Below are 24,099 nucleotides of genomic sequence, written 5' to 3'. Positions count from 1 at the left end.
GCCGCCGCCTTCGCGACAGCACAGCGGTCGCCGGCGCGGCACACTGTGGCCATGGAAACCTTGCCGCCCGACGCTGCCGCCCTCGCGCCCACCCCGCTGATCGACAGCGACCACCCGGCCGTGATCGCCTTCGCGCGCCAGCACGCCGTCGGCGCCGACGAGCGCGAACGGGCCGTGGCGCTCACGCTCGCCGTGCGCGACGGCTTCCGCTACGACCCCTACCGCATCGATCTCTCGCCGCAGGGCATGCGCGCCAGTTCGGTGATCGCGCAGGGCTACGGCTGGTGCGTGCCGAAGGCCGCGCTGCTCGCTGCCGCGGCGCGCGCCGCCGGCATCCCGGCGCGCGTGGGTTATGCCGATGTGCGCAACCACCTGAGCACCGAGCGGCTGCGCCGCACGCTGCAGACCGATGTGTTCGTCTGGCACGGCTACACCGACCTGTGGATCGACGGCCGCTGGGTCAAGGCCACGCCGGCCTTCAACATCGAGCTGTGCGAGCGATTCGGGCTGCTGCCGCTGGATTTCGACGGCCGCGCCGACTCCATCTACCACCCCTTCGACCAGGCCGGCAACCGCCACATGGAGTACGTGAACCAGCACGGCGCGTTCGACGACATGCCGCTGGCGCGCATCGTCGCCGCCTTCGCGGCCACCTACCCGGCGCTGCAGGGCGAGACGCAGCGCATGCAGGCGGCCGACTTCGAGGCCGACGTCAAGCGCGAGGTGCAGCGATGAGCACGCCCGCGATTCCCGAAGGCTTCAAGCAGCAGACCATCGGCGGCGAGTTCATCGTCGCCAACGGGCCGCTGTACGAGCGCTTCGACGCCGGCGTCTATCGCCTGGGCTTTCGCGTCGAGGCGCGCCACTGCAACACGATGGGCATCTGCCACGGCGGCATGATGGCCACCTTCTGCGACATGCTGCTGCCGATCACCGCCTTCTACGCCACGCCGGCGCTGCACGGCCGCTTCCTGCCCACGGTGAGCCTGCAGATCGACTACCTGGCGCCGGCGCCCAAGGGCGCCTGGGTCGAGGGCCAGGCGCAAGTGCTGCGCACGACGCGCTCGCTGGTCTTCGCGCAGGGCCTCGTCACGGCCGACGGCCAGACGGTGGCGCGCGTCAGCGGGGTGTTCAAGATCGGCACGGCGCGCCCCGACGAGGCCGACACCGCCGGCTGATCCGCGCATCCTGATGCAGCCCTGATGCGCGGGCTGCTACCGTGTGGCCATGCGGATCGGGCTCGATGCGGAATCCTCCTGGCGCCTGCGGGATGCCTGGCCCGCCATGCTCGTCTGGGCGGCCGCCGCCGCGGCGATGGCCCTGCTCGACGGCCGGCTCGACCTGGCCAACCTGGCGATGCTGCTGGTGCTGGCCTCGGCGCTGGCCTCGCTGTGGCTGCCGGGCGCCGTCAGCGCAGTGATCGGCGTACTGGCCGTGCTGGCCTTCAACTGGGCCTTCGTGCCGCCGCGCCACACTTTCACGGTCGACCTGCGGCAGCACGCTCTCCTGCTGGCCGCGATGGTGGCCGTCACCACCATCGTCTCCACACTGATGGCGGGGCTGCGCGCGCAGGCGCGGCGGGCACAGAGCCACGCCCGACGCGCCGAGCAACTGCGCCAGTGGGGCGAAACCTTGCGCGACGACGCCGATCCGCTGGCACAGGCCGGCGCGTTGCGCGACGCGTTGGCCGCGCTGGCCGGTGTCGACGTGGCGCTGCTCGTGGTGAAGGACCGCATGCCGCAAGGCAACGACGAGGACGCGGCGATCCGCGTCGGCGCTGCCGATGCAGACCAGTCGGCCGGCCTGTGGCATTGCCTGCGCCAAGGCGAGCCGATGGGCCCGGGCACGGCCCGCCACGCCGAACTGCCCGACTGGTACCTTCCGATGCGCGGGCGCGGCATCAGCCTGGGCGCCGCGGTGCTGCGCGGCCAGGGCACGGACGCGACGCAGGACCCGCTGCTGCGCGCCCATGCGCAGGCCCTGTGCGACCAGCTGGGCCAGGCGCTGCAGCGCGTGCTGATGCGCCGCGACGAACAGCGCGCCCGCGACGAGGCGCAGTCGCAGGCGGTGCGCAATGCGCTGCTCGCCGCGATCTCGCACGACTTCCGCACGCCGCTGGCCACCATCATGGGCGCCGCCTCGTCGCTGGCGGAGCAGGGCGCCCGGCTGGACCCGCAGCAGCGGCAGCGCCTGGCCGCCAGCATCGTCGACGAAACCACGCAGCTCAGCCGGCTGACCGACAACACCCTGCAGCTCGCCCGCCTCGATGCACCCGGCGTGGCGCTGCGCTGCGACTGGGAATCGGCCGAGGAACTGGTCGGCACGGTGCTGCGCCACGCGCGCCGGCACGACCCGGCGCGCCGCGTGCGCGCCCGGCTGGAGCCCGGCCTGCCGCTGCTGTGGTGCGACGCGCTGCTGCTCACGCAATTGCTCGACAACCTGGTCGACAACGCGCTCAAGTACAGCCCGCCCGAGGCGCCGGTGGAAGTGCTGGTGCGCCGGCAGGCCGAGCAGGTGGTGCTGGCGGTGCGCGACCGTGGGCCAGGCATCGCGCCGGCGTGGCGCGAGCGGGTCTTCGAGGTGTTCCGCCGCGGTGAGAGCGAACCGAAGGGTGCTGCCGAATCGTCACTGGCGCAGCGGGCGCGCGCCGGTGCCGGGGTCGGCCTGGCCGTCTGCCGCGCCATCGCACGCGCGCATGGTGGCGAGCTGCGGCTGCGCCCGCGCGGCCACGGCGGCTGCAGCTTCGAGTGTGTGCTGCCGCTGCGCGAGCAGCCGCCGCAGCCGCCGGCCGAAGAGATGCCGCCATGACGATGCGCGTGCTGCTCGTCGAGGACGACGCCGAGCTGCGCCGCACGCTGCGCGACGCGCTCGCGCTGGAAGGCTACGAGATGCTCACCGCCGCCAGCCTGTCTGAAGGCCTGGCGCTGGCGGCGAACGCGACGCTCGACCTCGTCGTGCTCGACCTCGGCCTGCCCGACGGCGACGGCGAGTCGCTGCTGGCGGCGCTGTGCCGCCGCGAGTCGCTGCCTGTGCTGGTGATCTCGGCGCGACAGGCCGAGGGGCAGAAGATCCGGATGCTCGACGCCGGGGCCGACGACTACCTCGTCAAGCCCTTCGGTGTGGGCGAGCTGCTCGCGCGCATGCGCGTCGCTCTGCGCCACCGCGGCACGCGCGTCAGCGCCGCGCTGACGGCCTACCGCCGCGGTGCTGTGCATGTCGACCTGGCCGCGCAGCGCGTGCATCGTGATGGCGAGGCGGTGCACCTCACGCCCACCGAGTTCAAGCTGCTGGCGCGGCTGGTGCGCAGCGCCGGCCAGGTGGTCACGCACCGGCAGCTGCTGGCCGACGTGTGGGGCGCCGAGTTCGTCGAGCACACGCAGTACCTGCGCCTTTACATGGGCCAGCTGCGCGCCAAGCTCGAGGCCGACCCGGCCGAACCGCGCCTGCTGTTGACCGACCCCGGCGTGGGCTACCGCCTCGCCGAGCCCGACGAGGACCCGGCCGCGCCCCTTATGCCTTCCTGACGCGAGGGCGCGCACGCTGAGGGTTCCTCCACGAACCTTCGTTGCCATGTCCGCCTCGACCATTTCGCCCGGTGCCGCCACCACCGCATCCGCCCACCCGGGCCGCCAGGGGCTGGCGGCGCTGACCCTCGGTGCGATCGGCGTCGTCTATGGCGACATCGGCACCAGCCCGCTGTACACGGTGCGCGAGATCTTCGCGCCGGCCACCGGCGTGCCGCTGGACGCGGCGCACCTGGTCGGCGCGGTGTCGTGCATCTTCTGGGCGCTCATGCTGGTCGTCACGCTCAAGTACGTGACGCTGATACTGCGTGCCGACAACCGCGGCGAAGGCGGTGGCCTTGCGCTCACTGCGCTGGCGGCCCGCTCGGCCGGCGGCCGGCCGAGAATGCGCCGCGTGCTGCTGCTGCTCGGCGTGTTCGGCGCCACGCTGTTCTATGGCGACAGCGTCATCACGCCGGCGATCTCGGTGCTCGGTGCGATGGAGGGCCTGGAGGTGGTGGCGCCGGCGCTGAAGGCCTGGGTGCTGCCGCTGTCGCTCGTCGTGCTGGTCGGCCTGTTCGCGCTGCAGCGCTTCGGCACGGCCGTGGTCGGGCGGCTGTTCGGGCCGGTGATCCTGCTGTGGTTCGCGGCGCTGGCGGTCACCGGCGTGTGGCAGATCGTTCAGCAGCCGGCGATCCTGGCCGCGCTCGACCCGCGCGAGGCGGCGTCGTTCCTGTCCGGCCGCGGCTGGAAAGTGTTCGCGGCCATCGGCGCGATCGTGCTCGCGCTGACCGGCGCCGAGGCGCTGTACGCGGACCTCGGCCACTTCGGCCGCCGCCCCATCCAGCTGGCCTGGACCGGACTGGTGCTGCCCGCGCTGGCGCTGAACTACATGGGGCAGGGTGCCCTGCTGATGCGCGACCCCGGTGCCATCGAGAACCCGTTCTACCGGCTCTTCCCGGAGCCGCTGCTGGTGCCGGCCGTCGTGCTGGCCACGCTGGCCGCCATCATCGCGTCGCAGGCGGTGATCTCGGGCGCCTACTCGATGACGCGCCAGGCCATCCAGCTCGGCTTCCTGCCGCGCATGACGGTGCGCCACACCTCGGCGCGCGAGATCGGGCAGATCTACATGCCACTGGTGAACTGGGTGCTGCTGGCCGGCGTGGTGGCGTCCGTGCTGTATTTCGGCAGCTCCTCGGCGCTGGCCGGGGCCTACGGCATCGCCGTCACCGTGACGATGCTGATCACCACGCTGCTGACCTACATCGTCGTGCGCGAGGGCTGGCGGCTGCCGGCACCGCTGGCGATCGGCGCGACGCTGTTCTTCCTGGCCATCGATGCGCTGCTGGTGGCCAGCTGCGCAGTGAAGTTCCTCGATGGCGGCTGGTTCCCGCTGGCCCTGGGCGCGCTGCTGTTCGTGGTGATGAGCACCTGGCAGCGTGGCCGCACGCTGGCGCTGGCGAGCATCCGCCGCGAGGGGCTTGAGCTGCAGCCCTTCATCGACACGCTGGCTGCGGATGCGGTGCCGCGCGCCGCGCGCACCGCGGTCTACGCGGTCGCCGACCCGAGCACCGTGCCGCAGGCGCTTCTGCACAACCTGAAGCACAACCAGGTGCTGCACGCGTGCAACGTGATCCTCACCGTGCGCTTCCTCGAGCAGCCGGTGGTCGAGGATGCCGAACGCGCAGCGGTGGAGTCGCTCGGCGCCGGCTTCTGGCGTGTGACGCTGGACTTCGGTTTCATGGAGACGCCCGACGTGCCGCGTGCGCTGCGCCTGTGCGCCGCGAAGGGCCTGGCGGTGCCGCCCTTCGAGACCAGCTACTTCCTCAGCCGCGAGACCATCGTGCCGACGTCGGGGCCGGGCATGGCAGCGTGGCGCGAGAGGCTGTTCGCGGGCATGAGCCGCAATGCGGGCAGCGTGGTGGAATTCTTCCGCCTGCCCGACAACGCCGTCGTCGAGCTGGGAACGCGGGTGCAGATCTGATTCAGCGCGTGGCTGCGGCTGCCAGCAGCGCGGCCTCGCGCTGCGCGCTCATCGCGTGCGGGCTGCGCGCGGCCTGGCCGTCGGACGACAGCGCCCAGGCCAGCGTCTCGCGCACGGTGTCTGCCAGCGGCCGGGTCTGCAGTCCGGCGGCGCGGGCGCGGTCGTTGCGGCCGAGCAGCATGCCGCCGAAGGCCGGGTCGTCTTCGGGGATCCACAGCGGCAGTTCGCTCCAGGCCTCGACCTTCGCGTCGACCAGTGTGCGATCGTCGATCCAGGTGAAGCGCGCGTCGCTGGCCGAGACTTCGCGGCAGGTGTCGAGCAGCTCGCTCATCGGCAGCAGATCACCGATGGCGTTGAAGGTGCCTGTGACACCGTGCTCGACGAGCTGCAGGCACCAGGCCGCGAGATCGCGCCCATCGATGATCTGCACCGGCCGCTCCGGCCGGCCCGGCGCGAGCACCTCGCCGCCTGACGCCACGCGCAGCGGCCAGTGGGTGAAGCGGCCGGTCGGGTCGTGCGGGCCGACGATCAGGCCGGGGCGGACGATGGTGGCGCGGCCGGCGCGTGCCGCCAGCAGCACGGCCTCGGCTCGCGCCTTCTGCTCGCCGTAGCCGGCCTCGCCCGTGAGCAGCGGCGCATCCTCGTAGTGCGGCACACCGGGCGGGAAAGCGGCCACCACCGAGATGCTGGAGACGAACAGGTAGCGCGGCACGTCGGCCAGCAATGCCGTGCCGCGCTCGATCTGCGCAGCGGTGTAGCCGCTGCAGTCGATCACCGCGTCGAAAGCCTGCCCCGTGAGTGCCGAGAGATCTCCATCGCGGTCGCCGATCAGCGTGCGCGCGGCGGGAACAGGCCCGCCGCCGTGCCGCCCGCGGTGCAGCAGCGTGACCTCATGGCCGGCCTCCAGCGCCTGCGTGACCACATGGCGCCCGAGAAACACTGTGCCGCCGAGCACCAGCAGCTTCATGCCGTGGCCAGCATGCGCCGCCGCGCGCCCCACAGGAGCAGCAGCACGATGCCCAGGTTGAGCAGGTTCCACGCGATGCCGTTGACGAAGGCGGCGTGGTACGAGCCGGTCAGGTCGAACACCTTGCCCGACATCCATCCGCCCAGCGCCATGCCGAACAGCGTGCACATCAGCACCGTGCCGACGCGCGCGCCGGCCTCGGCGGGCGGGAAGTGCTCGCGCACGATGATCGCGTAGCTCGGCACGATGCCGCCCTGGAACAGGCCGAACAGCGCCGAGATCATGTACAGCGGCACCAGGCCGTCGAAGGGCAGGAACAGCAGCAGCGCCACGCCCTGCAGCACCGAGCCGAGCAGCAGCGTGCGCACGCCGCCGATGCGGTCGCAGATCAGGCCCGAGATGAGCCGGCTGGCGATGCCGCAGGCCAGCATCAGCGACAGCATCTGCGCGCCTTGCGCGGCGCCGTAGCCGAGGTCGGTGCAGTAGGCGACGATGTGCACCTGCGGCATCGACATCGCCACGCAGCAGGCCACGCCGGCCACGCACAGCAGCGCCTGCGCCTGGTTCATCGAGAAGCCGAAGGGCCGGTCGGAGGGTTGCGCCGCCGCACCGCCGCGGGTGACGCCGGCCACCGCCGCCGGCGGGCGCGGACGCAAGGCGAGCGCCAGCAGCGGCATGACGACGGCGCTGACGATGGCCAGCATGGTGTAGGCGCCGCGCCAGCCGGCGGTGTCGACGAAGTGCTGCACGATCGGCGGCCAGATCGCGCCGGCCAGGTAGTTGCCGCTGGCGCAGATGGCCACCGCGATGCCGCGCCGGCGCACGAACCAGAGGGATGTGTCGGCCACCAACGGCGCGAAGGTGGCCGAGCTGCCGAGCAGGCCGAGCAGCAGGCCGGAGACGATGGCGAAGCCGAGGATGCTGCTGGCCTGCGCGGCGAGCGCGAAACCGCTGGCCAGGCCCACCGAGCCGATCAGCACCGGCACCATCACACCGAAACGGTCGGCCAGCTTGCCCATCAGCACGCCGCCCAGGCCGAAGCCGACCATCAGCAGCGTGTAGGGCAGCGAGGCATCGGCGCGGGCCACGCCGAACTCGGCCTGCACCGCCGGCAGCACCACGGCGACGACGTACATCGCCGCCGAGCCGATGGTCATCAGGCCCAGCGTGGCGGCCAGGCGCAGCCAGGCATAGCGGGAGTCGGCGGTGTGATCAGGCATGCAGCGCGGAGGGCATGGTGCGTTGATCCTCGCGCCGCGGCGAGCGTTCGGCCAGGCGCTTGACGATCTGGCCGAGGCGCTTCATCGCCGCCTCGGTCTGCGCGGTGAAGGGCTCGCCGTACTGCAGCCGGATGAAGTGGTCGAAGCGCCGCGTGGTCGAGAAGGCCGCCGCCCGGCCCACGCCGATGTGCTCGAGCCGCGCCAGCGCGAACACCTCGCGCGAGTCGACGTGTTTCGGCATCTCGATCCACAGCATCATGCCGCCCTGCGGCAGGATCATGCGGCAGCCCATTGGGAAGTGGCGCGCCACCGCGTCGACCATCTGGTGCATCTGCGTCTTCAGCGCCGCGCGCAGGCGGCGCAGGTGGTGGTCGTAGCCGCCGTCGCGGATGAACTGCGCCAGCACCTCCTGCGTGAGCATCGGGCAGGCCACCGAGGTGCGGAATTTCAGCGCCTGCGTCTTCAGGAAATGCCGCCCCGGCGCCACCCAGCCGATGCGGTAGCCGGGCGCCACGGTCTTGGTGAAGGCCGAGCAGAGGATCACGTCGGCCTTCTCTTGCAAGTCCGTATCGAAGCTCTTCAGCACCGGCGGGCGCTGCTCGCCGAAGTAGAGCTCGCCGTAGATGTCGCTCTCGATCAGCGTGATGCCGCGCTCGGCCGTCAGCTTGACCAGCTCGCGCTTGCGCTCCACCGGCATCAGGCTGCCCATCGGGTTGGGGAAGTTGGGCAGCAGCACGCAGGCCTTCACCGCGCCCGGCGTGCGGGTGGCGAACTCCAGCGCCTCCAGCGAGATGCCGTCGCGCGGATGGGTCGGGATCTCGAGCGCACGCATGCCCAGGCTCTCGATCACCTGCAGCAGGTGGAAGTAGGTCGGCGACTCCAGCACGATGGTGTCGCCAGCACTCGCCACCGAGCGCAGCGCGAGGTAGACGGCCTCCAGGCCACCGTTGGTGATGACGATCTCCTCAGGCCGCAGCTGCACGCCCGAACTCACCGCGCGGCGCGCGATCTCCTGGCGCAGCGCGGCGCTGCCTTCCATCTGGCAGCGCGAGGCGTACTCCGGGTGGCGGCGGTTCACGCCGGCCAGCAGCGCCTGCAGTTTCGCTTCGGGCAGCAGCGATCGCGCCGGCTGTGCATGGAACGAGGGCACGGCCAGCGGGTCGTTGACGATCCACAGGAACTCCTGCAGCACCTGGTCCATGTTGACCAGCGAGGGCGCTTCCATGCGCAGGTCGAGCATCGGCTCGGGCAGGGCGTGCGCACGCGGCGCGACGTAGTAGCCCGACTTCGGCCGCGCCTCGACCACGCCGCGGTTCTCGAGGCTGCGGTAGACCTGCAGCGCGGTGCTCATGCTCACGCCGTGCTGCTGGGCGAGCTGGCGCACCGAGGGCAGCCGCGCGCCGGCGGCCATGGCGCCGCTGGCGATCGCCGCCTCGATCTGTGCGGCGATGCGCTGGTACAGGGGGCCGGAAGACCCGGTGGCGGCGTCCATGCGGGCCATTGTGAACCGCGCTGGCCCGGGCGTACCGGTACAGAGGTGGCCATCTGTCGCCAGTACAGAGCGCCGTGGTGGCTGCTGTACCGGTGCAGTTTGGCCAGCGCTGCGTCTGTCGCCGATCGCGGCTTGTTTCGACACTGGCCTGCCCTACTTCACCGGGACCGCACCATGCTCCAGCTCCCCACTCCCCTCGTGCTGCAACTCTCCGACGGCCAGCTGCTGCGCTGGACGCAGGCCATGGCAGTCACGTTGCGCGTGATCGCCGGGCGCGTGTGGGTGACGCGGCCCGGTGACCCCGACGATCACTTCCTCGACGCCGGCGATCAGCTGAAGATCGACGCGCGAAGCCGCGCGCTGATCGGCGCCGAAGGCGAGGCGAGGGTCGCCGTCGACGCCGCGTGAACGTGATCGCTCAGGCCGGCACGGCCTCGGCGCCGAGCAACTCCAGCGCGGCGCGCGCGATGCCGTCGGCCTGCGGCAGCGCCGCCTGCTCGAGCAGCCACGACGAGGGCGCGGGCGCGTCCGGCCCGGTGATGCGGCGCACCGGCGCCTTCAGCGCGGCGAATGCCTTCTCCGAGACGATCGCCGCCACCTCGGCGCCGACACCGCAGGGCGCCGCGGCCTCGTGCACCACCACCAGCCGGCCGGTCTTGCGCACCGAGCGCAGGATCGTCGCTTCGTCGAGCGGCTTGAGCGTGCGCAGGTCGATCACCTCGGCATCGACGCCGCGCATCGCGAGCTGCTCGGCGGCGGCCAGGCAGGTCGCCACGGTCTTCGAGTAGGAGACCAGCGTGACATCGCGGCCGGCGCGCAGCACCGCGGCCTGACCGAGCGGAACCACGTGCTCGCCCTCGGGCACCGGGCCCGGCGTGTAGCCGACCGTCATGTCCATGAAGAACAGCACCGGATTCGGGTCGCGGATGGCGCTCTTCAGCAGGCCCTTGTAGTCGGCCGTGCTGTGAGGCATCACCACCTTCAGGCCCGGCGCGTGCACGAACATCGCCTCCAGGTTGTGGTTGTGCTGGGCGCCGACCGTCCAGCCCGCGCCGGTGCGCGCCAGCACGACCATCGGGAACTCGAACTGCCCGCCCGACAGGTAGCGCAGCTTGCCGGCGCTGTTCATGATCGCGTCCATCGACAGCGTGAGGAAGGGCGCGTACAGCAGGTCGATGACAGGCCGCAGGCCCATCGCGGCCGCGCCCGCGGCGGCGCCGGCGATGATGCCCTCGGCCAGCGGCGTGTTGCGCACGCGGTGCGCGCCGAACTCGGCGAGCAGGTCGCGGCGGTTCGTCGCCACGCCTTCGCCGAAGGTCAGCACGCGCGCATCGCGGCGCATCTCCTCGGCCAGGGCCTGGCCGACGGCATCGTTGACGGTGATGTTCTGCATGATCGGTTCCTCTCGTGTTCAGGCGTAGACGTCGGTGAGCAGCTCGCGCACATCGGGCCAGGGCGAGTTCTGCGCGAAGGCGAAGGCGGCCTCGACGGTGTCGGCCACGCGCTGCTCCAGGTGCGCGAGCTCGCCCGGGGCCAGCTCGCCGGCGGCCAGCAGGCGCTCGCGCTGCAGCGCGATCGGGTCACGCGCCTTCCAGCGCGCCAGCTCGTCCTTGTCGACGTAGGCCTGGTCGTCGGGCTCGTAGTGGCCGCGCGTGCGGTAGGTGACCAGCTCCAGGAAGTAGGGCGTGCCGGTCGTGCGCACGTGCTCGGCGGCGGCGAGCGCGGCGGCGTGCACCGCCTCGACGTCGTTGCCGTCGACGGCGACGGCCGGCAGGCCGTGCGACGCCGCCCAGGGCCGCACCTGCTCGTGCGGCATGGTCTCGTCGCGGCGCACGAAGGCTTGCCACTGGTTGTTCTCGCAGACGTAGAGCACCGGCAGTTGCCAGGTCACGGCGAGGTTGATCGACTCGTGGAAGATGCCTTCGCAGGCCGCGCCGTCGCCGAAGAAGACGGCGGTGATGCCGCCGGGCTCGGTGCCCTCGTTGGGCACGCTCGAGCCCATCTTCTGCGCCAGCGCCACGCCCGGCGCCAGCGAGAGCTCGCCGCCGACGATGGTGGAGGTGAGCACCACGCCGAGCTCCTTGGCGGACACGTGCAGCGAGCCGCTCTTGCCGCGGCAGTAGCCGTCGGCTCGGCCCATCACCTCGGCCATCAGGCGGCCGGGGTCGGCGCCGCGGGCGAGCAGGTGGCCGGCGCTGCGGTGGTTGGTGAGGATGCGGTCGCGTGGCAGCAGCGCGCCCACCACGCCGACGGCGGCGGCTTCCTGGCCGACGGCGGTGCAGGTGCCCGGCGAGCTGCCGGCGTTGGCGGCGAGCCGCTCCTCGTGGGCACGGATCAGCATCATGGTTTCGAGCATCGAGATGCGGCTGGGCTGGGACATGGCGGGCCTCGGGGTGGATCGGATGAGATGGATTCTCGGGATCGACCCGGCGCGGCTCATCGCCCGAAGGAGCCAATGGCCCGCGCTCGGCGGGCCATCGCCCGCGGTCGGCCCGCGTCAGCGGCGGCACTGCTCCCGCAGTGCAGCAGCGGCGAGGAAGGGCAGGCTCAGCAGGCCCATGCCGCCGCCGAGGTACTCGCCCTTCAGGCAGTCGCCTTTGGCGCTCTTCTGCACCTCGGCGCCGAGCCGCGCGTCGGGCGAGAGCGGCTCGGCGCCGAAACGCCCGGCCCGCGCGGCGAGGCCGGGGTCGCGCGCACTCGCGCGCAGGGCGCGGCGCGTCGCTTCGCTGTCGAGCAGCGGCTCGGTGGCGGCGGGTGGCGCCGTGGCCGTCTGCGACGCCGCGGGTTCGGCGGCGATCGCCTGCATCGTGATGGCCTGCGGGGCGATGGCATCGCGGCGCGGCGCCTCGGCCCGTGCCGCCGGCGGCGCGCGGCGCACCGGGGTGCGTGCCGGCTGTGCCACCGCAGGCTCGGCAGCACGAGCGGGCGGCGCCGCCGCGATCAGCCGCACGCTGATGCGTGGCGGCACCGCGTGGCCGAGTGGGCGCACGGCGTCGTGCATCCAGGCGATCAGCAGTGCCAGGTGCACGGCGACGACGATGGCCGCCGCGACCGTGCGGCTGCGCGAGGGATGCCGCATCAGGCCTCGGGCGGATCGTCCGGCCCCGGCCGGAATTCGAGCAGGTCGCCGGGCTGGCAATCGAGCACCTCGCAGATGCGCGACAGCGTGTCGAAGCGCACGCCGCGCACCTTGCCTGACTTGAGCAGCGAGAGGTTCTGCTCGGTGATGCCGATGCGCTCGGCGAGTTCGCGCGAGCGCATCTTGCGCTTCGCGAGCATCACGTCGAGGTTGACGACGATGGGCATGTCAGACGAACGACTCGTTCTCTTCCGCCACGCGCACAGCCTCCGCCATCACCGTGGCGATGGCGATCAGCACGGCGGCGAGCAGCACCGCCATGTAGTCGTTCCACGAGAAGCCGACGACCAGCATGCGGCGCCCGGGCGGGTTGCCCAGCGTCAGCGCCACCGAGGTGGCGGCGCGCACCAGCGGCGCGAGCAATGCGGTGCCCAGCAGCGCCCAGGCGAAGCGGCGCAGGTGCGCCAGCGCCGTGCGGCCGAACACGCGGCCGGCGGCGTATTCGCTGAACAGACGCCACAGCTGCCACAGCGCATACAGGCCGAGCGACACCGGCAGCAGCGACAGCGCGCCGCCGAGCCACTGCGCGCGCGCGTCGATGCGCATCTCCGCGACGCCCACCATCGATGGCGCCAGGCGCTCGATCGCCTCGGGCGAGGCCCAGAACCACAGCGGCACGGCGATCAGCGAGAGCGCGCCCAGCACGCACAGCGCACGAACGACGAACACCACGCGGGCCAGCGAGCCGGGCAGTCGGCGGGAGGGGGCGGAAGGGGTCATGCGAGGCTCCGTACTTGCTGTCGTACGGCCAAAGTTTACTGTAAAACAATAAACTGTAGAAAGATCCTCGCCGAGTGATCACACCCGCAGCAATGCGCGGAAGCCCCGTGCGGCGTAGTAGGACTGCGCCCCGTTGTGATAGACGAACACGCGGCCGTAGCGCCGGTCTCCGAACAGCGCGCCGCCGAGCGCGCGCACCTCGTCGGGTGTCGCGATCCAGCTCGAGGTCTTGAGGTCGAACTCGCCGAGCTCCTGCAGTGCGCGGTACTGCGCTTCCGACAGCAGCTCGACGCCCATCTCTTGCGCCAAGCCGGCGGCGCTGCCTTGGGGCTTGTTCTCCTTGCGGGCGTGCAGCGCATCCTCGTCGAAGCACAGGCTGCGGCGCCCGCTCGGGCTCTCGGCGGCGCAGTCGCAGAAGAGCAGCTCGCCGCTGCCCGCGTCCACGCCGATCACGTCCGGCTCGCCGCCCGAGGCTTCCATCGCGGCGAGGGTCTTCAGCGCGGCGGGCGCTGCGTCGAGCCGGGCCAGCACCTGCGCCCAGGCCAGGCCCGCATGGCGTGCCGGGTGCTCTTCGAAGCGGCTGCGCAGCGTGCGCAGCAGTTGATCGCGTTCGGTCTTGTTCATGGCGAAGAGGTGTTCAGTGTGTCGCGAGCCACGCGGGAGAACCACGCGTGCATGAGGCCGGCCTGGAAGAAGCGCACCGGCGTGTCGAAGCCACCGGCGCGGATGATCGCCTCCACCTCCGCCGGCGGCAAGACCGCGACATCGCGCTCGTAGGCATCACGCATGCGCTGCAGCGCCTCGGCAGACAGGTCGGCGGTGGCCATGGTGCGGAACCAGACTTCGAGCAGGCTGCGCTGCGATGCCGAACTCAGGTCCGACGCGAGGTCGGCACTCGCCAGCAGGCCGCCCGGCCGCAGGCGTTCGGCGATGGTGCGGAAGAAGGCCGCGCGCTCGGGCCGGTCCAGGATGAACTGCGAGACGAGCAGGCAGGTGGCCGCATCGAAGGGCTCGCCCGTGGGCAGCGAATCGAGGTAGCCCTCGTGAAAGCGGCAGCGCTGCGCGTAGCCGTTCGACTCGGCCCGCTCACGGCAGGCGCTCAGCATGGCCGGCGATGGCTCCACCGCGGTGAAGCTCCAGCCCGGGAAGAGCAAAGCCAGGTGCTGGATCTCGGCCCCCGTGCCGGCGCCCACGCACAGGATGCGCGCCTGGGCCGGCAGCGTGGCAAACACCGAGCCGAGCAGCAGGTGCAGGCCCTCGCGAAGGGCGGAGAGCTTGGCCCACTGCTGGTCGTAGGTCGGGGCCTGGCGGTCGAAGATGGATTTGATCTGGTCGCGGTCCATGGGGACTTCGCTGGGGTGGGTGGTCGGTCGGGTCGGCTCCAGCGAAAATTCAGACGGCATCGCTCCGCCTTGCGCCACGGGGCGGAACAATTCCGATGGCGCGTAGCGCAATGGTCGAGCGCGAGCACAGAGAAGTTCAGCGCTGCGAGGCAAGGGTCGACCTTCGATGGGGCCATGTTGCCAGATGCGCCGCATGCGTGCCGTCCCACCCGGCCCACCCCGTAGACTTGTCCGCATGACCTCAGCCCTCCCCCTCCGCCCCCTCGGCCGCAGCGACCTGCGCGTCACCCCCATCTGCCTCGGCACCATGACCTTCGGCGAGCAGGTCGCCGAAAGCCAGGCCCATGCCATCCTCGACCACGCGCTCGCACGCGGCGTCAACTTCATCGACACCGCCGAGATGTACTCGGTGCCCGCGAAGCGCGAGACCTTCGGCGCCACCGAGGCCATCATCGGCAACTGGTTCGCCAGCCGCCCCGGTGCGCGCGGCAAGGTGGTGCTGGCCACCAAGGTGGCCGGCCCGGCGCGCGGCATGGACTGGGTGCGCAACGGCAGCCCAGATCTCACCAAGGCCGACATCATCGGCGCCTGCGACGACAGCCTGAAGCGGCTGCGCACCGACGTGATCGACCTCTACCAGATCCACTGGCCGGCGCGCAACGTGCCGAGCTTCGGCGCGATCTACTTCGACCCGACCAAAGACCGCGCCGTCTCGTCCATCCAGGAGCAGCTCGACGCGATGGCCACGCTCGTCAAGGCGGGCAAGGTGCGCCACATCGGCCTGTCCAACGAGTCGCCCTACGGCGTGGCGGAGTTCGTGCGCCTGGCCGAGCAGCACCACCTGCCGCGCGTGGCCACGGTGCAGAACCCCTATGCGCTGACCAGCCGCGCGCTCGACAACGGCCTGGACGAGGTGATGCACCGCCTGCAGGTCTCGCTGCTGGCCTACTCGCCGCTGGCCTTCGGCGCGCTGAGCGGCAAGTACGACACGGTCGGACTGGACGGTGCCGAGCAGCCCGGCCGGCTGGCGATGTTCGACACGATGAAGAAGCAGCGCTGGGCGCGGCCGGAGGCGATCGAGGCAGCACGCCTGTACAACGCGCTGGCGCGCCGCCACGGCCTGACGCCGGCGCAGCTGGCGCTGGCCTTCTGCTACGGCAGCTGGCGCGTGGCCAGCACCATCATCGGCGTGACCAGCCAGGCGCAGCTCGACGAGAACCTCGCTGCCTGGGGCACCACGCTGTCGCCGGAGCTGCTCGCCGAGATCGACGCGATCCGCTGGAAGCACCGCGACCCAGCGCAGTGAAACGCGAGATCTCGCGCGGCTAGTCGAGCCACTCGGCCCACTCGCCGTGCGGATGGGCCCGCGCGAGCACCCGCTCCTCGCCGCCCGGCCACAGCGTCAGCCGCAGCTCGGCCGGCGCGCCGCTGTCGTAGAACTCCATGCGCAGCCAGGCCAGTGGCGCGGCCCGCGTGGCGCGCGCGCCGGCCTGGGCGAGCGTGGATTCGATGTTCGACTGCGTGGCCGAAGGCAGGTACTGCCAGACCACCGAATGCACGAGCACCGTGGCCACGCCCGCGGCCGGCTCGGCCAGCCGGCGCGCCACCCATTCGGCGGCGTCGCCGGCGTCCACCGGCGGCAGGCCCTGCTGCGCCAGCGTGATCGCGCCCTGCAGCCGCGCGGCACGCGCCGCCTGGTCGGGCCACACGTAGGCGCGCAGGCGCAGCACCGCCTGCGGGTCGCGCAGGTCGACCGGCATGAGGTCGTTGCCGCGCCGCTCGGCCACCGCGATCGCCGCGGGCAGGGCGGGCGGCGTGCCGCGCCAGTCGGAGACGATCTGCACCGGGCTGGCCGCGTCGCCCCAGCACTGCGCGCCGAGGCGGTAGTGGAAGCGGTCCCACAGCAGGTTCAGGCCCGCGCTCGCGCCGATCTCGCACAGCGCCAGCGGCAGCCCGGTGGCCTTTGCGATGGCTGCGTAGCCGCCGATCAGCACGGCGCTGCGCTGCGTCTCGTTGGTCTGCGGGGCGCTGGCCAGAAAGCCGCGCAGCATCTCGGCCTCGTCGACGAGCAGGCGGCGCAGCAGCGGCACGATCGCCTCGGCATCGAACTGCGCTGCGGCGGGCGGGTAGAGCGCGGTGAGTTCCGGGTGGCGGCCCGACAGCGCCAGCGCGTGCAGGCCGCCGGCCAGGCGCAGCGGCACCAGGTCGGTGGCGGGCGGGCCGAAGGTCCACGCCGGCAGCAGCGCGCGCATCGGGCCAGCATCGAGCCAGTCCTGCAGCATGGCTTCGAGCAGCCGTGCGGTGAAGGGCGAGCCGAGCTTGTCGCACCAGCGCACCTGCTCGCGAAACGATTCGATCAGCGCGGCGCTTGTCGGCATGGTGCGGGGCGAGCGGGGCTCAGGCGTAGAAGACGTCGAGTGTCGGATAGTCGGCCGTGCCCTGCACGCAGGCCCACAGGTAGATCGCCAGGCCGGGGTCGCCGGTCCACAGCGAATACCGGCCCTGGCCGTGCTCGGCCGCATCGGCGCGCGACTGCGCCAGCGCATGCATCGCGAAGGCGCGCGCACGATCCAGCCACAGTGCGTTGCCGGTGCGGCGGTAGAGCTTGAGGAAGGCGTAGCCGTTGCCGGCCGTGCCGTGGCACAGGTTGCTGCCCTTGGCCAGCGGCCCGGCGGCCCAGGTGGCCTCGCCGCCGGCGATCAGCAACTCGTCGAGCGCGGGGTCCGGCAGGCCGGCGAGGCAGACGACGAAACCCGGCGCGCCGTGGCAGAACTGCATCAGCATTCGCGGCGTCGTGCCCTCGGGCACGTCGAGGAAGACGCGCCAGTTCGCCAGCCCGCCCTCGCGCGTCGCGCTGCGCTGCACGGTGTTGACGATGCACTCCTGCCACGCCGACCACGCCGCCGCATCGAGCAGCTGGCGGCCGCGGATCAGCACGCTGGCGGTGGCCACGAAGCCGTGCACGGCGTCGAGGTAGGTGCTGCGGTGGCCGTAGAGGTCCTGCGTCCAGAACGCGCAGCCGTGGCGGTCCGACCATTCGAGCTGCGACCACAGTTGCTCGGCCGAGCGGCGGAACAGTTCGGCCCAGCGCGGATCCGCATCGAGATCGTGCAGGAACGACGCCGCCAGCATCGTGCCCGGCGCCCCCCACATCAGCTCGCGGCTCGGGTGATCGAGGTTGCCCTCGATCAGCGCGGCGAGCCGGTTGGCCCGTTCGGCGCTCGGCGCCCGGCACTGGGCGAGCAGCAGGATCGGCAGGTCGCCCATCAGGTAGGCGGCGACTTCATCACGGCCGTCGACCGCGGCCAGCCACGCGTGGCTGCGCTCGAGCAGCGTGTCGAGATCCTCGGCCGGGTCGCGCGAGAGCCGCGCCGCGCCGAGCGACTGCAGGTGCTGCAGCGCCCAGATCACGCCGCAGGCGCCGAAGTAGAGCGAGGTGCCCGGCACCGAGAGGTCGTCGCCGGGCTCGATGTCGCGCGGGTGCGGCGGCCAGTAGCGTTCGGGCGAGAAGTGCCGCTCGGTGTCGTCGACGATGGCCTGGATGGCGGCGCGGCACGCGCCTTCGTCCCAGGCCAGGGGCTGCAGTGTTTCGTGGCGGGTGGGGTCGAACAGCATGGCGTGCCTTCCGGATGCTTCGGCGCGCAGACTACCAGCGATGCTCACTCGATCGGCTGGGCGCCTTCGATCGTGAGGGTGCGCCGCCCTGGGCCGAGCGCAAGGTAGCGTGCCCAAGCCAGCGCGAGCGCACGCAGTTGCGTCGTCTGTTCCGCCTGCGGCCGACCGCAGGCGAGCGCGGCCAGGCCGTCGCTGTCTTCGCCCTCGATGTCGGCGTGCGTCGCGGCGCCACCGAGGCGCACGCCGACGAAGCCGTCACGCTGTGCTGCCAGCGCCTCGCTGCGGATGCGGCGCAGGGCCGGCAGCGCGTTGGACATCGCGTTGCAGCGGTGCGGCGGCGCGAGCGCGGCCCACACCGGGCGCCGCCCGGCCGCGGACACCGCGCGCAGATCCGCCTCGAAACGATCGGTGGCCACCGGATCGAAGAGCAGGGTGCCGGCCAGGCGTTCCGGCGCGAACCGATCCAGCGCCGCACCGAGCGCTGCGGCGAACGCCGCGCCGGCGGAATGGCCGGCGACGATGATTCGTTCGGGCAGCGCGCGGCCATCGGGCGCCGTGCGCAACGCGGCGAGCTGGCGCGCCAGCTCGCCAGCCAGCGCGGGGTTGCCGCCGGCCATTGGCGCGTCGAGGCACAGCACCATCGAGCCGGCGGCCATCAGCTGCCGCGACGTGCCGCGCAGGTGGCCGCAGGCCCGCGTGAAGCCGTGCTGCAGCACGATCAGGGCGTTGGCCTCGCCGGCCGGCAGGTACCACTGCGCGGCGGTGGGAGCGCCATCGAGTTCCATCGTCGACGGCACCAGCGCACCGGCCGCATCCGTCTCGCGCAGCGGCGCCAGGTTGGCGCAGCCGGCAAGCAGCAGGCCGAGCCCGGCAGCGGCGAGCAGGCGTGTCGGTCGGCAGCGGTCCATGCGCGAGCCTAGCCCGTTTCCGCGAAAATGCGGCCCGACCATGGCCAGGAAAGACAAGCACGTCAGCGAGACGCCCGCCACCGCATGGCTGCGCGGGCACGGCATCGTCTTCACCGAACATGTCTACGAGTACGTCGAGCATGGCGGCACGGAAGAATCGTCGCGCCAGCTCGGCGTGAGCGAGCACGAGGTGATCAAGACGCTGGTGATGCAGGACGACAAGCGCGAGCCGCTGATCGTGCTGATGCACGGCGACAGGCAGGTGAGCACCAAGAACCTGGCGCGCGCCATCGGTGCCAAGTCGGTCGAGCCGTGCACACCCGAGGTGGCGCAGCGCCACAGCGGTTACCAGGTCGGCGGCACCTCGCCCTTCGGCGCCCGCAAGTCCATGCCGGTCTACGTGGAAGAGAGCGTGCTCGCGCTGCCGCGCATCTGCATCAACGGCGGGCGGCGCGGGTATCTCGTCGGCATCCCGCCCAACGTGCTCACGTCGGTGCTGGGCGCGAAGCCCGTGGCCTGCGCCATCTAGCGCCCGTTGCGCGATTGCCAGGCGGCGGCACTCCAGGTCGGCGCAGCCTCGCTGATGAGCTGGAGGATCTCGGGCGGCAGGTCATCCGCGCCGGTCAGTTGGCGAATCTCCAGAACGTCGTCCTTCCCGAAGCCGGAAGGCGCGCGCAAGGCCCATTGGATCGCCTCGTCGAGCGAGCTCACCTCGATGAGGTAGAAGCCGCCGACCAGTTCCTTCGACTCGGCGAAGGGGCCGTCCACGAGGTAGCGTTTGCCATGGGCCACCGCGACGCGGGCCCCTTTTGCAGCGGGGTTGAGGCCTTCGGACGCCACCAGCACGCCGGCCCGGTGCATCTCTTCGTTGAAGCGCATGTAGGCCTTGAAGAGGTCAGCATCGAACTCCGGCTGCGGGTCGGCCGTCGAACTCTCCGCACTCGACTGCGCCGTGATGATGAATCGCATGGCTTGCCCTCCGGATGTAGCGTGGTCTCGATAGGGCCACGACGAACGAGTGCCCGTCAGTTCGACAGGACCACGGCCCCGTGCATCTTGCTCCATCGTGTACCGCAGCATCGGCCAGCTCGGCGACCCGGCGCGCTCGAACTCGTCGCGGATCGTGCGCCCATCGGGTCGCCGGGTGGGGACGACTTCACATTGAGCCGGCTCAATGGCAATTGCGCACTGTGTTCGATACCGCACTGAGAACGGCCGGCCGCTGCCCTAGATTGCAGATGACTGTCCTGCAAGTCATTTTCAACCGTTCACAGGAGATCCGATATGAACACCCGCCACTCATTCGCCGCCGGCCTCGTCGCCCTGGCGCTTCTCGCCACCGCCGGCTGCGCCGTCACTCGTGGCCAGGAAACCGTCGGCGCCTATGTCGATGACGCCACCATCACCACGCAGATCAAGAGCCGCTTCATCGAGAACAAGGAAGTCGACGCCTCCAGCATCCGTGTCGAGACGCTCAATGGCACGGTCATGCTCTCGGGCTTCGCCAAGAGCGGCACCGAGAAGGGCACCGCCGAGGCCATTGCGCGCAAGGTCAACGGCGTGAAGTCGGTGAAGAACGAAATCGCCATCCGGCCGTGAGCCCCGAAGGCGGGTGGCGCGCGCGCCCCCGCCGTCCTCCAATCCTCCAAGCAAGGAAACGCCATGAACTGGGATCGCATCAAGGGTGACTGGAAGCAGATCACCGGCAAGGTCAAGGAACAATGGGGCAAGTTGACCGACGATGACCTCGACGTCGTCGCCGGCCGCCGCGAGCAGCTCGCCGGCAAGATCCAGGAGCGCTACGGCGTGGCCAAGGACGAGGCCGAGAAGCAGCTGGCCGAGTGGGAGCGCAAGGCCAGCGACAGCTGGTTCAAGAAGTCGTAGCCGCGCGGTGTCGCCCCCGACGCGAGCCCCTCGGCGGGGCAGCCGTTCCGATCTCGTGCGCATCGCCACCACGGCGATGGCCGAGCGCGGGCTGGAGCCCGAGATTCGTGCGCATCGCCACCACGGCGATGGCCGAGCGCGGGCTGGAGCCCGAGTTTCCTGCCGCGGCGCGCAAGGAACTCGAGGCGATCGATGGGCCGGGCCGCGACACCGATCCGCGCATTCGCGATCTCAGGGCGCTGCCCTGGTGCTCGATCGACAACGACGATTCGCTCGACCTCGATCAGCTGACCGCCTGCGAAGTGCTCGCCGATGGTGCCGTGCGCGTCCATGTCGCCGTGGCCGACGTCGACTCGCTGGTGCGCAAGGGCTCGGCCATCGATGCGCATGCGCTGGCCAACACCACGTCGGTGTACACGTCGGCGAAGGTGTTCCCGATGCTCCCCGAGCGACTGTCCACCGACCTCACTTCGCTGAACCCGGGGCAGGACCGGCTCGCCATCGTCACCGAGATGACCGTCGCCGCGGACGCCTCGGTGACGCACTCCGCGGTCTGCCGGGCGCTGGTGCACAACAAGGCGAAGCTGGCCTACGACGCGGTGTCTGCCTGGATCGACGGCGAAGGCGCGCTGCCCGAGGCGGCGCAGGCCGTGCCCGGCATGGACGCGCAGTTGCGTGCGCAGGACGACGTGGCGCAGCGCCTGCGCATGCGCCGCCATGCCCAGGGCTCGCTCGAGCTCGAGACCTTCCAGCCCCGCGCCCTGTTCGACGGGGAGAAGGTGGTCGACATCCGCCAGCAGGTGCAGAACCGGGCGCGCCAGCTGATCGAGGAGCTGATGATCGCGACGAACACCTGCACCGCCCGCTTCCTGGCAGACAGCGGTGGGGCGTCCTTGCGGCGTGTCGTGCGCTCGCCCGAGCGCTGGCTGCGCATCGCCGAGGTCGCGAAGCGTTATGGCGAGGTCTTGCCGAGCCAGCCCGACTCGCTCGCGCTCGAGGCCTTCCTGGCCCGCCGCCACCGGGCCGACCCGCTGCGCTTTCCGGACCTGTCGCTCGTCATCGTCAAGCTGATGGGCTCGGGCGAGTACGTCGTGGAGCAGCCCGGCGCCACGCCGATCGGCCACTTCGGCCTGGCCGTGCGCGACTACACCCACTCCACCGCGCCGAACCGGCGCTTCCCGGACCTGATCACCTCGCGCATGCTCAAGGCCGTGCTGGCCGGGACGGCGCCGCCCTACAGCCTGGCCGAACTGGCGATGCTGGCGCAGCATTGCACCCAGCAGGAAGACGCCGCCCAGAAGGTCGAGCGCCGGGTGCGCAAGTCCGAGGCCGCGCTGCTGCTCGAATCGCATGTCGGGCAGTCGTTCGACGCGATCGTGACCGGCCACTCGGAGCGCGACAGCTGGGTGCGCATCTTCAGCCCGCCCGCAGAGGGCCGGCTGGCCGAAGGCGTGCCCGACATCGACGTGGGTCAGAAGCTGCGCGTCAAACTCGTGTCGACCGACGTCGAGCGGGGTTTCATCGACTTCGTGCAGACGGATTGACGCTCCGCTGCGAGCGGATCATCCACGCCAGGAAGCCGCACATCCCGACGGCGGCCACCACCAGCCCGGCGGTCGCGGTCGACCACATGCCGACCGCGCCGAGCAGCGCCGGCGGCGTGAGGCCGGTGACGTTGAAGGCGACCACGTAGCCGCCGGCCAGGCCCACGCCCCAGATCGCCAGCGCGTAGATGACCAGCGGCACCACGGCGATGCGGTAGGCGCGCAGCACGAAGCCGGCGATCGCCTGCGCCGCATCGGCGATGTGGAACACCGCCACCCAGGCCAGCAGCGGCATCGCCGCCGCCACGATGACCGGCTCGCGCGTGTACAGGCCGAGGATGGCCTCGCGAAACACGTAGACGAAGCCGCCCATCACCGCCGAGATCGCCACGCCGATCTCCAGCCCGTTCCAGCCGATGCGGTGCGCGTCGCCGGGGTCGCCCGCGCCGATGCGTTGCGCCACCAGCGTGCTCGAGGCGTTGGCGATGGCCAGCGGCATCATGAACATCAGCGACACCAGGTTCACCGCGATCTGGTGCCCGGCCACCGGCGTGGCGCCCAGGCGCGAGATGAAGAAGGCCATGAAGGTGAAGCCGGTCACCTCGATCATGATCGAGCCGCCCATCGGGATGCCCAGCCGGATCAAGGCGGCGATGCTGCCGCGGTGCGGCGGCGAGATGCGCTCGCCGATGTGGAAGCGCGCATAGAAGGGGTCGCGCTTGAGGATCAGCCACACCGCGCCGAACTGCAGCAGCATGCACACCGCGGTGGCGGTGCCGCAGCCGGGCGCACCCATCGCCGTGATCGGGCCGCCGCCGAACACGAACAGCGCTGTCAGCGGCACCTTCAGCGCCAGCGCGCAGAGCTGCAGCAGCATGACGATCTTCGGCCGCGACACCGCGGTGTTGAAGCCGCGAAAGGCGGTGAAGAGCAGCGCCGGCGGCAAGGCCACGGCGAGCGCCGCGAGGTGGCCGCGCACCTTCACTGCCACCTCCGGCTGCGCACGTGCCAGGTCAAGAAAGGGCTGCGGGAACAGCAGCACCAGGCAGCCCGGCACCGACAGAGCCAGCGCAAGCCACATCGCCTGATGCAGCTGCGCACCGCAGGCCTCGAAGTGCTGCGCGCCGTAGAGCTGCCCGGCGATCGGGCTGATCGCCAGCACGACGCCCATCAGCCCGACGAACACCGTGATGTAGGCCGCACCGCCGATGGCCAGCGCCGCGAGGTCGGTGCCGCCGGCGCGCGCCGCCATCATCGTGTCGACGGTCGCGAAGGCCAGCACCGCCACCTGCCCGACGAACACCGGCCAGGCGAGCGGGGCGATGCGTCTTGCGGTGTCGGCCAGGCCGCGTGCGCGGCTCACTTGGCCGCCTCGCCGGAGCGCTCGGCGTAGCGGTTGAAGCGCCAGGCCGTGCCCTCCATCGTGATGCGCCGCCAGGTGACGCGCTTCTCGCCCGGCGTCATCACCGTCCAGTTCTGCACCTCGTCGAAGCGGCGGCCGCAGCCCTTGCAGATGTCGTCGCCCTGGCTGGTGGAGCAGATCGCGATGCACGGCGCGTCGGGCGTGGTGCGGTACCAGGCGAGCCAGGCGTCTTGCGCCTTCGGCGGCATGGCGTCTTCGTCGACCTCGTGCTCGTGCTGGTAGACCATCAGCCCGTAGACCTCGGCCAAGGCACGCACCTCGGGGCAGGCGACGATGCCGTCGATCGAGGGCGAGCGCGCGCGCCACCAGTTGATGGCGGCCTCGATGTCGGTGATGTGCAGGGCGGCCATGGGGGGC

General features: G+C 71.5%; 27 protein-coding genes. 11 read left to right on the top strand and 16 right to left on the bottom strand.

What is annotated here, in order from left to right; genetic code table 11:
* Nucleotides 1-51 precede the first annotated feature (51 nt).
* The 5 genes from HZ992_RS16320 to HZ992_RS16300 are packed head-to-tail and all read left to right on the top strand — an operon-like array spanning nt 52 to nt 5,487.
* Entirely contained in the window at nt 52-735 is a 684-nt protein-coding gene (locus HZ992_RS16320) for a transglutaminase domain-containing protein (RefSeq protein ID WP_209382889.1), read from the top strand.
* Nucleotides 732-1,178 (top strand): PaaI family thioesterase, encoded by a 447-nt coding sequence (locus HZ992_RS16315; protein ID WP_209382888.1) that lies wholly within the window; start codon nt 732-734, stop codon nt 1,176-1,178. The genes HZ992_RS16320 and HZ992_RS16315 overlap by 4 nt, the downstream gene beginning before the upstream one ends.
* 49 nt (nt 1,179-1,227) lie before the next feature.
* Nucleotides 1,228-2,808, top strand: coding sequence for a sensor histidine kinase (locus HZ992_RS16310; RefSeq protein ID WP_209382887.1), 1,581 nt, complete (start codon nt 1,228-1,230; stop codon nt 2,806-2,808).
* The gene (locus HZ992_RS16305) at nt 2,805-3,524 is read left to right on the top strand and encodes a response regulator (RefSeq protein ID WP_209382886.1); all 720 of its coding nucleotides are present in this window, start codon (nt 2,805-2,807) and stop codon (nt 3,522-3,524) included. The genes HZ992_RS16310 and HZ992_RS16305 overlap by 4 nt, the downstream gene beginning before the upstream one ends.
* 46 nt (nt 3,525-3,570) lie before the next feature.
* Nucleotides 3,571-5,487: a potassium transporter Kup gene (locus HZ992_RS16300; protein ID WP_209382885.1), complete on the top strand. Its 1,917-nt coding sequence runs from the start codon at nt 3,571-3,573 to the stop codon at nt 5,485-5,487.
* A 1-nt stretch (nt 5,488) separates the two neighbouring features.
* Here the strand turns inward: HZ992_RS16300 and HZ992_RS16295 are convergent, their stop codons facing one another.
* From HZ992_RS16295 to HZ992_RS16285, 3 genes are read right to left on the bottom strand one after another with little or no spacing between them, the layout of a single operon-like run.
* Complete coding sequence (locus tag HZ992_RS16295; RefSeq protein ID WP_209382884.1) at nt 5,489-6,454, bottom strand: NAD-dependent epimerase/dehydratase family protein; 966 nt, start codon at nt 6,452-6,454, stop codon at nt 5,489-5,491.
* Nucleotides 6,451-7,674, bottom strand: a complete 1,224-nt coding sequence (locus HZ992_RS16290) for an MFS transporter (RefSeq protein WP_209382883.1) — start codon at nt 7,672-7,674, stop codon at nt 6,451-6,453. The genes HZ992_RS16295 and HZ992_RS16290 overlap by 4 nt, the downstream gene beginning before the upstream one ends.
* Nucleotides 7,667-9,166 carry an aminotransferase-like domain-containing protein gene (locus tag HZ992_RS16285; RefSeq protein ID WP_209382882.1) on the bottom strand — a complete coding sequence of 500 codons (1,500 nt, stop codon included), beginning with the start codon at nt 9,164-9,166 and terminating at the stop codon, nt 7,667-7,669. The genes HZ992_RS16290 and HZ992_RS16285 overlap by 8 nt, the downstream gene beginning before the upstream one ends.
* A 174-nt stretch (nt 9,167-9,340) precedes the next feature.
* On the opposite strand from HZ992_RS16285, the gene HZ992_RS16280 reads away from it, so the two are divergent.
* Nucleotides 9,341-9,574 (top strand): DUF2917 domain-containing protein, encoded by a 234-nt coding sequence (locus HZ992_RS16280; RefSeq protein ID WP_209382881.1) that lies wholly within the window; start codon nt 9,341-9,343, stop codon nt 9,572-9,574.
* Nucleotides 9,575-9,584: 10 nt separating this feature from the next.
* On the opposite strand, the gene HZ992_RS16275 is transcribed toward HZ992_RS16280, so the two are convergent.
* From HZ992_RS16275 to HZ992_RS16245, 7 genes are all read right to left on the bottom strand, one after another.
* Nucleotides 9,585-10,559: an alpha-ketoacid dehydrogenase subunit beta gene (locus tag HZ992_RS16275; RefSeq protein ID WP_209382880.1), complete on the bottom strand. Its 975-nt coding sequence runs from the start codon at nt 10,557-10,559 to the stop codon at nt 9,585-9,587.
* A gap of 18 nt (nt 10,560-10,577) precedes the next feature.
* Nucleotides 10,578-11,546, bottom strand: a complete 969-nt coding sequence (locus HZ992_RS16270) for a thiamine pyrophosphate-dependent dehydrogenase E1 component subunit alpha (protein WP_209382879.1) — start codon at nt 11,544-11,546, stop codon at nt 10,578-10,580.
* Nucleotides 11,547-11,663: 117 nt separating this feature from the next.
* Entirely contained in the window at nt 11,664-12,245 is a 582-nt protein-coding gene (locus HZ992_RS16265) for a hypothetical protein (protein WP_209382878.1), read from the bottom strand.
* The gene (locus HZ992_RS16260) at nt 12,245-12,472 is read right to left on the bottom strand and encodes a helix-turn-helix domain-containing protein (protein ID WP_209382877.1); all 228 of its coding nucleotides are present in this window, start codon (nt 12,470-12,472) and stop codon (nt 12,245-12,247) included. The genes HZ992_RS16265 and HZ992_RS16260 overlap by 1 nt, the downstream gene beginning before the upstream one ends.
* A gap of 1 nt (nt 12,473) precedes the next feature.
* Entirely contained in the window at nt 12,474-13,025 is a 552-nt protein-coding gene (locus tag HZ992_RS16255) for a DUF2975 domain-containing protein (RefSeq protein ID WP_209382876.1), read from the bottom strand.
* Between the two features lie 78 nt (nt 13,026-13,103).
* On the bottom strand, nt 13,104-13,649 hold the full coding sequence (locus tag HZ992_RS16250; RefSeq protein ID WP_209382875.1) for a DUF4256 domain-containing protein: 546 nt from the start codon (nt 13,647-13,649) through the stop codon (nt 13,104-13,106).
* Nucleotides 13,646-14,368, bottom strand: coding sequence for a class I SAM-dependent methyltransferase (locus HZ992_RS16245; RefSeq protein ID WP_209382874.1), 723 nt, complete (start codon nt 14,366-14,368; stop codon nt 13,646-13,648). Before HZ992_RS16245 ends, HZ992_RS16250 begins: the two co-directional genes overlap by 4 nt.
* Nucleotides 14,369-14,603: 235 nt before the next feature.
* Between HZ992_RS16245 and HZ992_RS16240 the strand changes: the two genes are divergently transcribed.
* Nucleotides 14,604-15,674 (top strand): aldo/keto reductase, encoded by a 1,071-nt coding sequence (locus tag HZ992_RS16240; protein ID WP_209382873.1) that lies wholly within the window; start codon nt 14,604-14,606, stop codon nt 15,672-15,674.
* A 19-nt stretch (nt 15,675-15,693) separates the two neighbouring features.
* Here the strand turns inward: HZ992_RS16240 and HZ992_RS16235 are convergent, their stop codons facing one another.
* Genes HZ992_RS16235 through HZ992_RS16225 form a run of 3 tightly spaced genes read right to left on the bottom strand, consistent with a single transcriptional unit; the run spans nt 15,694 to nt 18,891 of the window.
* Nucleotides 15,694-16,746, bottom strand: coding sequence for a DUF2332 domain-containing protein (locus HZ992_RS16235; RefSeq protein WP_209382872.1), 1,053 nt, complete (start codon nt 16,744-16,746; stop codon nt 15,694-15,696).
* Nucleotides 16,747-16,765: 19 nt separating this feature from the next.
* On the bottom strand, nt 16,766-17,983 hold the full coding sequence (locus HZ992_RS16230) for a lanthionine synthetase C family protein (protein ID WP_209382871.1): 1,218 nt from the start codon (nt 17,981-17,983) through the stop codon (nt 16,766-16,768).
* A 44-nt stretch (nt 17,984-18,027) separates the two neighbouring features.
* Complete coding sequence (locus HZ992_RS16225; protein ID WP_209382870.1) at nt 18,028-18,891, bottom strand: alpha/beta hydrolase fold domain-containing protein; 864 nt, start codon at nt 18,889-18,891, stop codon at nt 18,028-18,030.
* A gap of 40 nt (nt 18,892-18,931) precedes the next feature.
* On the opposite strand from HZ992_RS16225, the gene ybaK reads away from it, so the two are divergent.
* Nucleotides 18,932-19,420: a Cys-tRNA(Pro) deacylase gene (gene ybaK, locus HZ992_RS16220; protein WP_209382869.1), complete on the top strand. Its 489-nt coding sequence runs from the start codon at nt 18,932-18,934 to the stop codon at nt 19,418-19,420.
* Here ybaK and HZ992_RS16215 read toward each other — a convergent pair.
* The gene (locus tag HZ992_RS16215; protein WP_209382868.1) at nt 19,417-19,860 is read right to left on the bottom strand and encodes a YciI family protein; all 444 of its coding nucleotides are present in this window, start codon (nt 19,858-19,860) and stop codon (nt 19,417-19,419) included. The genes ybaK and HZ992_RS16215 overlap by 4 nt on opposite strands.
* A gap of 315 nt (nt 19,861-20,175) precedes the next feature.
* Here HZ992_RS16215 and HZ992_RS16210 point away from each other — a divergent pair, with 315 nt between their 5' ends.
* The 3 genes from HZ992_RS16210 to HZ992_RS16200 all read left to right on the top strand — a co-directional run bounded on the left by HZ992_RS16210 (nt 20,176) and on the right by HZ992_RS16200 (nt 22,319).
* Nucleotides 20,176-20,490 carry a BON domain-containing protein gene (locus HZ992_RS16210; protein WP_209382867.1) on the top strand — a complete coding sequence of 105 codons (315 nt, stop codon included), beginning with the start codon at nt 20,176-20,178 and terminating at the stop codon, nt 20,488-20,490.
* A 63-nt stretch (nt 20,491-20,553) separates the two neighbouring features.
* A complete protein-coding gene (locus HZ992_RS16205) occupies nt 20,554-20,775 on the top strand; it encodes a CsbD family protein (protein ID WP_209382866.1) in 222 nt (73 codons plus the stop codon).
* A gap of 107 nt (nt 20,776-20,882) precedes the next feature.
* On the top strand, nt 20,883-22,319 hold the full coding sequence (locus HZ992_RS16200) for an RNB domain-containing ribonuclease (protein WP_371816741.1): 1,437 nt from the start codon (nt 20,883-20,885) through the stop codon (nt 22,317-22,319).
* On the opposite strand, the gene HZ992_RS16195 is transcribed toward HZ992_RS16200, so the two are convergent.
* Complete coding sequence (locus HZ992_RS16195) at nt 22,294-23,682, bottom strand: MATE family efflux transporter (RefSeq protein ID WP_245213068.1); 1,389 nt, start codon at nt 23,680-23,682, stop codon at nt 22,294-22,296. The two genes, HZ992_RS16200 and HZ992_RS16195, sit on opposite strands and share 26 nt — an antisense overlap.
* Complete coding sequence (locus tag HZ992_RS25815) at nt 23,679-24,092, bottom strand: DUF3717 domain-containing protein (RefSeq protein ID WP_245213067.1); 414 nt, start codon at nt 24,090-24,092, stop codon at nt 23,679-23,681. Before HZ992_RS25815 ends, HZ992_RS16195 begins: the two co-directional genes overlap by 4 nt.
* Nucleotides 24,093-24,099 lie beyond the last annotated feature (7 nt).

It is taken from the genome of Rhizobacter sp. AJA081-3, from assembly GCF_017795745.1.
Taxonomy (GTDB): Bacteria; Pseudomonadota; Gammaproteobacteria; order Burkholderiales; family Burkholderiaceae_C; genus Piscinibacter.
This window is presented reverse-complemented; position numbering and strand designations above follow the sequence as displayed.